Origin of the sequence: Desulfosediminicola ganghwensis, assembly GCF_005116675.2 — a bacterium.
In the GTDB taxonomy this organism is placed as follows: Bacteria; Desulfobacterota; Desulfobulbia; order Desulfobulbales; family Desulfocapsaceae; genus Desulfopila; species Desulfopila ganghwensis.
In genome coordinates, this window is record NZ_CP050699.1 from 4,449,994 (window position 1) to 4,463,018 (window position 13,025).

Sequence of the window (13,025 nt, forward strand, 5' to 3'; positions counted from 1 at the left end):
TTAGCCTATCTTGAAATATCCCTTGTACCAGTCAACAAACTTGGCCACACCGTACTCAAGCGTGGTACCCGGAGTGTAGTCCATGTCCCGCACCAGATCATCCACATTGGCATAGGTGGCCGGCACATCCCCCGGCTGCATGGGAAGGAAGTTCTTATCCGCTTTTCTGCCCAGACAATTCTCCAGTACCTCGATATAACGAAGTAACTTTTCCTTACTGTTGTTTCCGATGTTGTAGACTCGCCATGGGCAATATGAACTTCCTGGATCAGGTGCGTCTCCACGCCAATCAAAATTCGGTTCAGCAGTCTTGAAAATTACCCGGAAGACACCTTCTACGATATCGTCTATATAAGTAAAATCCCTTTCCATATTGCCGTTATTGAAGACGTTGATCGGCTCGCCGGCAAGAATAGCCTTGGTAAAAAGGAAGAGGGCCATATCGGGGCGTCCCCATGGTCCATACACTGTGAAAAAACGAAGGCCGGTAGTTGGTAGCCCGAAGAGATGGCTATAAGTATGTGCCATCAGCTCGTTGGCTTTCTTGGAAGCCGCATAGAGGGATACAGGATGATCGACATTATCATGGACCGAAAACGGCATTTTGGTGTTCGCTCCATACACCGAACTGGAGGAGGCATACACAAAATGCTTTACACCCGAGTGGCGGCAACCTTCAAGCAGGTTAACGAAACCGACCAGGTTTGAATCCACATACGAATGGGGATTGATGAGCGAATATCGAACTCCGACCTGGGCTGCCAGGTTGACCACCGCATCAAATGAATGCTCCTGAAACAGTTTCTCCATGGCAGGCCGGTCTGATATATCCATATCAAGATGGGTGAAGCTCTCACCCTCAGCCAGTGCGGCCATACGGTCGCGCTTTAACTGCGGATCGTAGTAATCATTCACATTATCGAGACCATAAACCTCAACCCCGTTGTCCTGCAGCTTTTTACAAAGATGCGCGCCAATAAAACCGGCTGCACCGGTAACCATTACCTTTTGCATGGTAATCTCCCGCGTCTATGATGAAGGTACATGATGAGTGTGTCTTTGGGGGAATACGCCGGGCTGTTCTATCTGTTCGCCCGGCTTGGGCTGTCGGATTGCAGACTGTACCGGCCGGTACAATTCGACCGGTACTTAAAATGTATCAGTGGATTGGGGCTAGTCGTCAAAATCTCCTTCCGGGCCTTTGTCGACATCGAGAGTGCTGGCTCTCTCTATGATCTTTTCCCTGCTCCACTCGGAGAGTTCCTCTATAATTTCCGCTTTCGGGCCAAGATCATAGCTGCCTTCTTCAAGCAGCAGATCTTTTGCGATGGTTGCGGTACCTTCAGCATTAAATACCCCTGTCAGCATCTGGTAGACGAACTCCTCTACCCGCTTGGCCATACGATCTCGGACAGGTTTCTCCTGGGCCATAATGCGTATTTCAAATGGCAGGTTCAACTTCTTGTAATTCCCGCCCTTCCAACCCTGTGAATCGGCATATGCCACCATTTCCTGCCAAAGCACATCCGATACACCTTCAGTTGAAATTTTCTTGAAGTTACCGTTACCGTCGAGAATGGCATTACCATCATCGTTCACTTCAAGTCCCCAACTGACCATCTGCAGCGCTGTCGCGACATTGGCCTTAGTGGTGTGGGTCTGCCCGGCAATGGCCCGTAATTTTTCTGAACTGTTACCACTGGTACCATGCTGAGCACCGGAAACACCGTATGGTTCCAAGGCCTTGTGGATCTCCGCAGTGAGGCCAACCTGAATCCCCTGCCCGCTCGCTTCCAGGCCGTGGGTAGTACCGTTGTTCAAGGCAATCCAGTCGGCTGCTATTCCATAGGCGTTCAGACCCTTGATGAGAAACGATGCGTCAGCAATAGTGGAAAGGCCCTGCTCTCCCTTGATCTCTCCGACCTCGGTTTCAAGCCCGGCCCAGGAAGGGATCAGACTGTTCAATTCAATATTGGCCAACAGATTCAGATCATCGGCCATATGAGAGGCGTCTACGGCAATGGAAGTTATTCCGGCATCGAACATTGACGGAATCTCCATTTTGGCGTACGCCATATCCGCATCATTCTTGATCCCGTAATGATCGGCGTGAATCGCTACCGGCACCGTCACATCAAGCTCGTTGCAGAGTGCATCAACCTGTCTGGCGATATTGTAAAAGTTCACCGGGCAGTAGGTACTTTCGGATTTGGCGATTTCAATGATTATCGCCGCATCAGCACGCTGTGCGGCCTGAAGTGCACCGCGAATGACAATATGGCTTCTGCCATTGGCCGCAATGGTCATGGCCTTACCCTTGGCGAGCATAGCCCGATCGATTACTTTACCACTGACGATCAAGGCCTGGGAATTCGGAAATAACCTGGTAATGTTCGGTGGCCTGCCTATACTCAACACTTTCTTATATTCTTCCGAGAGACTCATATTCTCCTCCATACTCGATATATATCTTCGACAAAAATGCTCCATGCACACAGATGAATGCGCCAACCCTGCAACGCATGGAAAACAATAAAATGTTTATCTAATCTTATTTATACTGCACCTACGGCAAGATTACCAGAGACATTAGTTGTCAGTTTTATTGGTTATTCACCGAGATTGCCTAACAATACCGTCAACCCTCTTTAAAGTCGCTGAACTTCTTTTTGCCGAAGAACCAGACACACACCAGACTGACCTCGTAGAGGATAATCAAGGGAATTGCCATCATCAGCTGATTGACTACATCAGGGGTCGGAGTGAGTATTGCGGCAATTATAAAGTTAACCAGAATCGCATACTTTCGATTTCTATTGAGAAAGGCTGTATCAATAACCCCAACTTTGGCAAGAAAAACCATGAGAATGGGCATTTCAAAGATTGCACCAAAGGCAAGTAGCAATCGTATGGCCAGTGAGAAATACTCACTCACGGCCGGCATCGAGGTCAGGAACTCGTTGCTGTAACCAACCAGAAAGCGAAAAGCCGGTGGGAATACTACCAGATAACCGAATACCGCACCTGCAAGAAAACACACAGTGGAGACGCAGGTAAATGGAATTAAGACTTTCTTTTCGTGTTTATAAAGACCGGGCGCGATAAAACGCCAGATTTGGGAGAAGATGACCGGACTGGCCAGGAGAATACCACAGACAAGGGCAAGTTTTAGATAAAAAAAAACCCTTCCTGGTATGAGGTGAAAATGACTGAAGAGCCTTCAGGCAGCACTTCTGTAAGGGGTTTCAGAAACCAGTGTCCAATAGGCTCTATTACTGCGTACGATGCGCAAAAACCGGCAAATACGGCAGCGAAAGCGAAAATCAGGCATGATCGAAGCTCACGCAGATGTTCCGTCAGGGCCTGGGCCTCAAATTTGTCTTTTGTATTGTTTTGATCCATTAGGTTCGGTATAGAATTACGTTCGGGTTATCGCTTGTATTTTAGCAAAAAACCAATATCCTGATACAATTTCTGACTGCACACCCTGATTACCATCTGCCGGAGGAATTTGCAATCCCCGTCACCAGGTTGAAACATAGAGTAATCATCCATCAAGCGAACAGGCAATTAATAAAGACAATGTGCGAATGGTTTGTATACATCCTCAAATGCTCCGACGATAGTCTCTACACAGGAGTCACCACCGATCTTGAGCGAAGAACAAAGGAACACAACTCACCATCAGGCGGTGCCCGGTATACCAGATCACGCAGGCCTGTTGAACTGGTATACTCTGAAAGGTGCAATAATCGCAGCATGGCCTGCGGCAGAGAATACCGCATAAAACAGCTTACTCGCGCTCAAAAGCAATTACTTATTGCCCAGCCCCCAACTGCATCCCTCCCCTGATCAACCACCGCCGCTTCCGAATTCACACAAGCGGGTTTAACATCTTGTGCAATCCTTAAAGGTATTATAGAGTTAAGCGATACGTTACGAAGCTCTACGAAACACTCGGATAAATTATTTTACTACGGATGCTGAACCCTCAAGGCTAAGCTCTCAATACCTCGCGCGGACTATGTTTCAAATTCTTGTCATTGATGACGAACGGAGCATGCGGGATTTTCTTAAAATCCTGCTTACAAAAGAAGGCCACCAGGTAGTTACCACTGCCAATGGCGAAAAAGGACTGGAATATTTACAGGACAATCGATGCGATCTGGTGATTACCGACATTCGCATGCCAGGCATGAGTGGGCTGGAACTCCTGGAGGCTGTGAAAGAGGAGACGCCTGATTTACCCGTAATCATGATCACCGCCTTTGCCTCACCCAATGATGCGGTCCAGGCCATGAAGTACGGAGCCTTCGATTATATTAGCAAACCGTTCAACGTCGATGAGATAAAATCAGTCATCGCCTCGGCTATCAAGCAGAGTGGTGGAGAAACGAGCGAAAGCACGAGTGACTCTTTTCCCGGCATAATTGGCCAAAGTCGGGAAATGGTGAAAATCTTCGACATGATAAAGAGAGTTGCTCCCACTCCTGCCAATGTGCTCATCTACGGTGAATCCGGAACGGGTAAAGAGCTTGTCGCTCAGGCAATTCATCGGCTCAGCAAAGTCGCAAACAATCATTTTATACCGATCACCTGCAGCGCTATTCCCGAAGAGTTGATGGAAAGCGAACTTTTCGGCCACGTCAAAGGTTCCTTTACCGGTGCCATCAATGATAAACTCGGTCTTTTCGAGGTTGCGAATAATGGCACTGCCTTTCTCGACGAGATCGGTGAACTTAGCCCGATCATCCAGACCAAATTACTTCGCGTGCTGCAGGAAAGGGAGATCAAACCTGTTGGCGGTAACATCTTCCAGAAAATCAATGTACGGATCATAGCCGCCACCAACAGGGTGCTCGAAGACGAAATCAGCGCAGGCAGATTCCGCGAAGATCTTTTCTATCGACTGGCAGTCGTGCCGATCAGGGTTCCTCCCCTCAGGGAAAGAAAAAGCGATGTACCTTTGCTTGTTCAGCACTTTCTGGAAAAATACTCAAATCTCCTTGACAAGGAAGTTCATGAAATTTCCAGTTATGCCATGCAGGTACTGATGAATTATGATTTCCCTGGCAATGTCAGAGAGCTGGAAAACATCATCGAACGTGGTGTAGCTCTCGAAAGCTCAAATATAATCCTGCCAGAGAACCTCACCCTGCCCGGAGCAAAGGTGGCACCACCCTCTGGAAATGTGGAGGATACCGGTAACGGGACATTACGCGCAATCACCAGCGAGGAAGAACTCTACCATCTTGGTCTTGAAAAGGTTTTGGCAAATATGGAGAAACTCTTTATTTCCCATGCACTCGATAAAACCAATCACTCCAAGATGCGAGCCGCCGATCTGTTAAAAATCAGCTTTCGCTCGTTTCGCTATAAAGTAAAGAAGTACGACATACAATAACAGTGCATGACGTTTAAAGACATTTTTCAGCTTTCCAGGCAAAGCGACACCGTAGACCAGATACTCCGCTCCCAGCTCTTATGGATGCTACTGCTCAGAGTTGTGCTCTACACAATGTTGAGTGGTCTATCTATCTACTTCGGCAGCACAAATCTCGACATTATCCTGATGCCGTCTGAATTTCTGCTGCTGTTACTTTTAGCTGTCTACCTGACTACTATTTTTTCTGCCTATTACCTGGTAGCTGCTCAAACCCATCTAGCCCGGTTCGGTTTTGTCCAGAACTTGCTGGATACCCTGTTTGCTACCCTGCTGATATACTATACCGGTATCTCACACTCCATATTCTCTTCCATCTACTTCTTCCCGATTATTGCCGGCGGCCTTGTTCTCCCGCGTAAAGGCGGGATGATCGCCGCTGCTTCATCAACGCTGCTCTACGGGCTTATTCTTACCTTTGAAGTCTACGGCTATTACCCGAGCTATCTGTTGCGTCTTGGTTTTATCGGTGAAACAGATGCCATGGTCAACCTCAACCACTTTTCTATTCATGGGCTCACCTTTTTTCTTGCCGCAATTCTGAGCGCTCTGTTTAGTAGGCGTATCCGTAAAACAGAAGATGCGCTCTCTACATCACTGCGAAACTACGAACAGCTTGCTGTTCTTTACAAACAAATCTTCGATAACATTGCCACAGGCATCATAACCATTGACGGTGCCAACTTTATAACTTCCGCCAATAAAGCAACCAGTGACATCACAGGTTATCCTGTTACTGCACTGGTAGGAAACAGATTGACCCGATACTTCCCCACTCTTGCGCTCTCTTCTCCGCGCCTCAGACAATCCACCGACTTTACGACCAATGACAACGAGCGGATACGCCTTGGCTATTCCTATGTCGAGTTGACCACCACCAAAGAAAACGGCGTGGCCCGCTCCGACAATCACAAGATTATTACTCTTCGGGATATCAGTGAAATCGAGCAACTCGAACGGCAGATGCGCCAAGCCGAAAAACTCGCCGCCATCGGTATGATGAGCGCCGGCATCGCCCATGATTTCCGCAATCCACTTACTGCCATTTCCGGCTCTGCCCAGATCCTTGCCGACGAGTTCTGCAGGGAGGGGAGTGAAAACCAGTCCAACTATGAGCTGGCTAATATAATTCTTCGCGAGTCCAGCCGGCTGATCGATACAATTGGCGACTTCCTCAAGTTCTCCCGCCCCGAGGAGTTGACCAGGGAATGGTTTTCACTCAAGGGTTGTCTTGATGAAGTGATGCAGGTGTGCCATGCAGACCCCACCTGGCCGCTATCTGCCAGAATTGAAGTGCTGTTTGACGAGACCGTGGATATCTGGGCTGACCGGAAGCAGATGTTTACCGTGCTCAATCACCTGATTCAAAACGCCAGGTCGTTCTGCCCGCCGGGCAGGGAACTCATTGAAGTCAGCGCCTTTGAAACGCAGGATCAGCAGGGAGCAGAAATCATTCTGGTGGAAATCAGTGATAACGGCAGCGGTGTTCCCAGGGAAAACATTGAGAAGATCTTTGATCCTTTTTTCACCTCCAGGGCTGACGGCACCGGCCTGGGCCTTGCCATCGTCATGCAGGTAATGCAGGACCACAACGGGTCTATCAGAGTAGCCGATAATGTTTACGGCGGCGCCAAGTTCCTGCTGTCCCTGCCGGTACCTGCCTGATCCCCCCATATACCGGGCAAAAGCTATTCACCAGCCGAGCCCCTATTTCCCCTCAGGCTCAACCATCTGCCGCCTGAAGTTCTCTTTGCAGGAACATCCTGCCGAATACACCCTCGACAAGCCGGGCTGGATGTGGGCTAAGCAGTTCTTCAGTTCATCGATATCTTTCGTAAATTTCAAGCAGCAACGTCCAACCCTACCAATCCCGATCTCAATGCGACCGGCGCCACCTTGGCACCGCAACCGGGTGGGGACATGTATCACCAAGCGTGTTGACTGTTCTACTAGCTGTTCTATTAACTGTTCAGCCAGGTAAGAGCTTCAGTCATGGTGTTCTGATCAAACTTGAGGCGAAGCTTCAGATATACGCCGCTTGCCGTATACGTGCTCTGCGAGAAGTCTTCATCGTGGAATCCCATAAAATTGTAACCCAGGCTGGCCCAAAGATTGTTCGCAAAAAGATAACCGATCGAGGCTCCGGAACTGTAATCGAACTGACCGCTGTTCCATGAGTGCAGCACGCTGCCGTGCAGACCGAGGTCCCAGCGGCTGTTCAGGTTATAGCGTGTCTCCAGGGCGACCAGGTCGGTAAAGCCGCCATAGTGTGAGTCATCGATGTTTTCACGGACATATTTCAAACCATAGTAGGGAGCGATCTGCCAGCTACGACTGGGCTTGTAGTTGCCCTGCAGGTTGTTGATAAATCGCCACGCCTTGTCGTCATGCTGGGAACTTTCATCCCGCTCGTATATGGCGTCCAACCGATTCAGGATAATCCAGCGACTCTCGCGGGGCCGGTAGGCCAGGCCGAGGGTCAGCTCCTGCTCGTTGCTCGTAGCACCGTCAGCACTGTCCGTGTAATACCCGGTATATCTGGCTGAGGCGGACATACCTTTGCGGATCTGACCGATCAGGCTTGAAATCACGCCGTACTTATCTTCGTCGTCACCGTGGCGGAATTCCAACCGGTTGTCCCAGGACCAGCTCTTTTGCTGGTAGCTGGCGCCCAGCGAGACAGCTGTGAAATCCTCATCGCTGCCATGGGCGTCAGGGACATCCACGTCAAAATCGTAGCTGTCAGCTTCCTTGATGGTGTAGCTGCGATCGAGGCTGGCGTCCACGCTCCAGTTCTCGCTCACTTGCCAGGTCTGGCCAAGGCCGAACAGGGCGAAGAGCCGTTCTCCATTCTCATTGAGCTGCCGTTCAATGGTGGTCTGTGCGTCGCTGCCGCGCCAGGGTGATGCCTTGATACCGGCCCTCGTCCCCTCGCTGGTTACATCATCCCCCCAGCTGAATTCCTGTTCGGCAAACAGGCTGACCTGCTTGCTTATCCGGTAATCGGCCCCGAACAGGGTCTGGGTGGGATAATCGGTATTTTCGTTCTTACCGCCAAGCGATTGATCGTGCTGGGCACGCAGGGTCAGTTTGCGGTCGGCGGTGGTCCAGTTGCCGCCGGTCAGCAGCTGCTGACTGTGCTTGCTGCTGCCATCCCCGAGACTATCCCTGGCGTCACGGACACCGGCACTGATCGAGAACCGGTCATACTCCAGGTCGCCGCCAAGCTCCACCACATCCCGCTGGGCATCGGTGGTCAGGTTGTCCTCATGATAGGCCAGCGCTGAGATCGATGCCTCATCATTGATGCGGTAGCTCCCCTCGGCGCCATACTTGCGGGTTCCCGACTCACTGCCGTTCTGCTGCCCTAGCCCGAACTCCTCATCCTGTTCACGAAAATAGACACTCCCCTGCAGCGTGCTGGACGTGTGCATATACTCGACGAGATAGGCCTCGCCGTTTTGATCCAGGGAAGCATCCTCGGTGTCGGTGGTGGCTGCTTCCAGCCGCAGACTGTTGTTTGCGTTGAACCGGATAGTGGCGTCGACACCGTACAAATCACCCTCGTCGACACCGGAGTCTTCATGGATCAGAGAAGCACCTACCTCCAGCTTCTGGTCCAACATTTTGACTGCCGCACGCCCGCCGTAATTGAACTCACTCTGGTTCGAGGTCCTGGTTTCGTAGTCGGCAACGATGAAGATCGGGTTGAAGCTTTCGTCCTTGCTGGCGATGGGCCGCTTGAAAAAGAGTGTGCCGTCCCCGTAATCGATGTTGTAATCGATGTGCCGCTGCATGGTCTGGGAACTGAGGATCTTCTCGCTCTGAAACCGATCCCGGGTCTCGATGACGATCGTCTCCGAGTTGATGACCAGATCCTGATGGGACAGGTAATAGCGCCCGGAAGTTCCATCGCCGCGAATCTCGTCCTTCACAAACCCCTGCCTGGTGTCGGCCGCGAACAGGTTGAACTCGATCTTTTCGCCCTGCAGTTCCGATTTAAAGCCGTTCATGCTGCGGCTGTAGCGGGACAGCTCGGTTTGGGTCAGGCCGGTCTGCATGTCGCCAAAGAGGGCATAGAATTGATTTTTTTCCAGCTTCACGTAGATCTTACGGGCGCTGGCGGCCTCGTAGCTCTGCTGGGTCTCGTCTCCGTAGAGGGGATAGTAGCTATCCGGATCGATGATCTGGTACAGGCTGTCGCCATCCAACTCCTCCTTGTCGGAATCATAGGCCACGGTCAACAGCCATTCACCCTTGATGGCGCCCTTGGCAAAAAACTTGATCCGGCCGTCCTCGTAGAAATGGTCGTCGACCTCCGCCTCATCCAGGCTGACCTGGTTGCCGGAGAGGGTGTTGTAGCCCAGCGTCCCTTCGGCAAAGCCGACCAGGATCCACTCCCGGGCGACCGGTTTCAACCAGGCGCTGATCTCTTCAGTCTCATCTTCCAGCGGCAGACGGACCACTGCCTCACCGGATTGCGGGGTCGGTTCCAGAATGATCCTGGCAACCCCGTCCGGGCCGACCTGATATTTTGGCCTGTCGGTATCAAGGCTGCTGTTTTTTTCCGACTTGTCGATCAATTGACTGTAGGGCGGCTCGACCGAGAATTCTCCGATCATGCCGCTGCTGACCGGATAGCCGTCCCGGTCGGTGAGGCGCACCGCAATCACCGGCGGGGTCTTGCCGTCTGCAACCAGGGTCGATTGATCCTTGACCAGCTCGGCATGGGCTGGTCCGAACGAGTAGTGGACCAGGCGGGTCAACTGCTCGACCAGCTTGCCATTCGCATCGTACAGATCGGCTGTCAGGTTATTGTCGCCCTTGTTGATACCGATCCCGCGCCAGATGGAGACCGCTGTCGAACCGGCCTGGTTTGCAGTGGTGCCTTCAAAGGCCAACGGACTGACATCCCGGCCGTCGAGCCGCAGTTTGACCTTCAGCCCGGCGGCGTGTTTGATGGCGGCCTTGATACTCGGGATCGCCGGTGTTTTGCCCGGCTGCGGCCAGAGCCATTCCGTACCCGCATCGGCGTTTGCCAGCCACGCCTTGTCGTAGGCCGGCATTTTCTCAGGATCCGGCAGGTCCTTTTCCGGCAGCTCACCATCCGCACCAGGCCGCAGACCGACGGTCTCCGTCTGCTGCAGGCCGCTATTGTCCTTGGCTAGATCCAGGATTTGTGTATTATCAATCCGTTTTCCTTCGTTCCGGATCAGATTGTCGACCATCGGGGTTCTCTGGTTCTGCTGTGCCGGGGAGTTGAAGGTCAAAATGGTGCGGAGCGCCATTTCCTGCGGCGCGCCCACGCCAACCCTGGTCTTCAGGGTGATCTCCCCGTGCCAGCCGGCAAGCCCGTCACCCAGCCGGTAAGTCAGAACCGGTGGTTTCCCTCCCGGATCATCTATTGCCTGGTCACCAAGGCGGCTGCTGCCGGTGAGATACTCAAGCCCTTTGGGCAAAATGACGCTAAGCCGCAGGTTCTTCAGGTCAACCTGGCTGATCCCCAGCGGGATCTGCCATGAAACGATATCTTCATCAAGCGTGCTGTTCAGTTCGATAGTGACTGCGCCCTGGGGTTTTTCCTTGAGTTTGACGTGAAAGTCCGCGCGCCACAGGGTGCCGCCCTGAATATCCACGAACTGTGAGAAATTGCGACCAGCGAACTGGTTGTTCTCTTCACAGGCGATCGGTTCGTAGGCAGGAGGCAGTGAAGCCAGATCGACCTGGACGACATGGGTGCCCGGCTCGATCCCCTCAAAGTGGTAACGGCCCTGTTTGTCACTGACCACATAGGTTCCGTCTTCCAAGTAGATGCGGACACCGCCCACCCCTTCCAGTTCGGTATCCGGCTTGTCACAGCCGCCGGCCATGACCCGGCCCATCAACAGCGAGCTGCTCCTCAGAAAATCTTCCCTGACCGTGACCACCGCCGAAGCCGTGTTGGATGACAGGCCTCCCTGCGCCAATGCAGCTGCACTGTTCCTATTGTAACCGGTTTTAGTTCCTGCTCCGATTTCGATGACATAGCGGATTTCCACACTTGCCTCGGGGGCCAGCTCGCCAAGGCGGTAGCTCAGGGTGCGGCCATCTGTAGAAATCTCCGGGTCGGCGGCGCTGATCCCATCAAGCCTTGTCGAGCCGGCCTGATAGCGAAACCCAGTGGGGAGTCTATCGCTCACCACCACATCAGTTGCAGTTTCGCTTTGATCAAAATTCTCCACCTGGATCGTGTAGCCGACAAAGTCGCCAATGGCCGCTTCGTCCTTGTTGGCTTCCTTTTGCACCCAGATCCCGGTCCGGACCGGATCGACCGGAATGTCGATATGCACTGTCGGGCCCGGATTGACGATGAAGGACTCACCCCGTGACCCTGGCTCTATGGCATAGGGGGCGCCGGGCAGACTCTGGAGCGATGAGGTCGGCACCGTCGAGGGCGCAATGTATCCGGAAGGCGGTTCGATCTCCAGCCGGTAGGTGCCGGGAACGATCAAGGGAAAACGATAACCGCCAACAGGGGCAGTATAGGCTCGCCCGCTGGAATCGTAGGTAACACCGCCACTGACCACTGTGGCCGGGTAACTGCTCACCCCGTCATCACCCAGAACCGATGCCGGCTGGCCGATCGCGGTATCGATCAGGGTAACTGTGGCACCGTTCACCAGTTGGCCGGTGTCGCTGTCAAAGACCACACCGAAGGGATCGACCAACGCCGCACTGGTGGCGACATCCGAGATATCCAGCTGATCGTAGTAGCGGGCAGTCAGGGTACCATCCTCCACCAGCGATAGAGTACCGTTGTTGGCTGTGGCAGGATCTCCGCTGGAGGGAATATAGCCGGTGAAGACGCCTGTATTCGATCCGGTTTCGGTCAAAAGCAGCACTTCCCTGTCGCCCGTATCACTCGAAGTGACGGTAACGACGATGGTCTCAGCAAGGGAAATATCCTGGTTCTGATCCTGATCGGTAACACGCAGAAAGATCGGTTCACCGATATGAAAGATCTCGGTGGGGGTCAGCGGCAGCTGAGCGCTGAGGTCCACCGGGGTCGAGGAACCAAAGGGAGTAGGAGCCGGTAGCGGCCTGAAGGGGCCGTCTTCGCTGCCGCTGGTGCTGTGCCCGGTAACATTGACCCGGACCTGTTCGGATCCTGAGGACGTTGCGTAGTTTAAAAACTCAATGGTCGACGGTGTGTTCAGCCCCACCGTGATAATTCTGGACAGGTTGGACGGCAGAGTGACCGAGCTTATCGGCCCCGTCCGAAAAGATGCCGAAGCGATATTGTCAATGGCCGTTCCGGCTGGGGTCCTGGCAGCTTTTGCGAAGATCGGAGTCAACAGCAGCACAAGGCAGCTGAGCAGCACCAGGCAACTCAACAGCGCCTGCCTGTGGCGGTGGCCGATATTGGCGGCCGCCACAGGCAGACGGGCAAACCAGCCGCGAAACTGGTTTGCCGTATTGTTCTGCTTGTCCAAGACGCACCTGTCCCCCATCCCGGCGACAGTGCCGAAATCATGCAGCGGCCTGGCGGCCGGGATGCTGAAATCAGGTGAAAACATCAGATCAATAATCCCTCAGTACGCCT

6 protein-coding genes and 1 pseudogene are annotated in these 13,025 nt (G+C 52.8%); 3 read left to right on the forward strand and 4 right to left on the reverse strand.

What is annotated here, in order from left to right; genetic code table 11:
• From FCL45_RS19070 to tatC, 3 genes and pseudogenes are all read right to left on the reverse strand, one after another.
• Entirely contained in the window at positions 1 to 1,014 is a 1,014-nt protein-coding gene (locus tag FCL45_RS19070; RefSeq protein ID WP_136797768.1) for an NAD-dependent epimerase, read from the reverse strand.
• 159 nt (positions 1,015 to 1,173) lie between these two features.
• Complete coding sequence (locus FCL45_RS19075) at positions 1,174 to 2,445, reverse strand: class II fructose-bisphosphate aldolase (RefSeq protein WP_136797766.1); 1,272 nt, start codon at positions 2,443 to 2,445, stop codon at positions 1,174 to 1,176.
• A 193-nt stretch (positions 2,446 to 2,638) separates the two neighbouring features.
• Positions 2,639 to 3,402, reverse strand: a pseudogene (gene tatC, locus FCL45_RS24950) (twin-arginine translocase subunit TatC).
• Between the two features lie 180 nt (positions 3,403 to 3,582).
• Between tatC and FCL45_RS19090 the strand changes: the two are divergent.
• The 3 genes from FCL45_RS19090 to FCL45_RS19100 all read left to right on the forward strand — a co-directional run bounded on the left by FCL45_RS19090 (position 3,583) and on the right by FCL45_RS19100 (position 7,108).
• Entirely contained in the window at positions 3,583 to 3,852 is a 270-nt protein-coding gene (locus FCL45_RS19090) for a GIY-YIG nuclease family protein (RefSeq protein ID WP_136797760.1), read from the forward strand.
• A 172-nt stretch (positions 3,853 to 4,024) separates the two neighbouring features.
• The gene (locus FCL45_RS19095; RefSeq protein ID WP_136797758.1) at positions 4,025 to 5,404 is read left to right on the forward strand and encodes a sigma-54-dependent transcriptional regulator; all 1,380 of its coding nucleotides are present in this window, start codon (positions 4,025 to 4,027) and stop codon (positions 5,402 to 5,404) included.
• Positions 5,405 to 5,410: 6 nt separating this feature from the next.
• Positions 5,411 to 7,108 carry a two-component system sensor histidine kinase NtrB gene (locus FCL45_RS19100; protein WP_136797757.1) on the forward strand — a complete coding sequence of 566 codons (1,698 nt, stop codon included), beginning with the start codon at positions 5,411 to 5,413 and terminating at the stop codon, positions 7,106 to 7,108.
• 296 nt (positions 7,109 to 7,404) lie between these two features.
• Here the strand turns inward: FCL45_RS19100 and FCL45_RS19105 are convergent, their stop codons facing one another.
• Positions 7,405 to 12,999, reverse strand: a complete 5,595-nt coding sequence (locus FCL45_RS19105) for a DUF11 domain-containing protein (RefSeq protein WP_136797755.1) — start codon at positions 12,997 to 12,999, stop codon at positions 7,405 to 7,407.
• Between the last annotated feature and the right edge of the window lie 26 nt (positions 13,000 to 13,025).

Excerpts from the sequence above, each read along its gene's own strand:
- FCL45_RS19100 (WP_136797757.1), top strand. The coding sequence starts at position 5,411 with ATGACGTTTAAAGACATTTTTCAGCTTTCCAGGCAAAGCGACACCGTA.
- FCL45_RS19105 (WP_136797755.1), bottom strand. The coding sequence starts at position 12,999 with ATGTTTTCACCTGATTTCAGCATCCCGGCCGCCAGGCCGCTGCATGAT.
- FCL45_RS19075 (WP_136797766.1), bottom strand. The coding sequence starts at position 2,445 with ATGAGTCTCTCGGAAGAATATAAGAAAGTGTTGAGTATAGGCAGGCCA.
- FCL45_RS19090 (WP_136797760.1), top strand. The coding sequence starts at position 3,583 with ATGTGCGAATGGTTTGTATACATCCTCAAATGCTCCGACGATAGTCTC.
- FCL45_RS19070 (WP_136797768.1), bottom strand. The coding sequence starts at position 1,014 with ATGCAAAAGGTAATGGTTACCGGTGCAGCCGGTTTTATTGGCGCGCAT.
- FCL45_RS19095 (WP_136797758.1), top strand. The coding sequence starts at position 4,025 with ATGTTTCAAATTCTTGTCATTGATGACGAACGGAGCATGCGGGATTTT.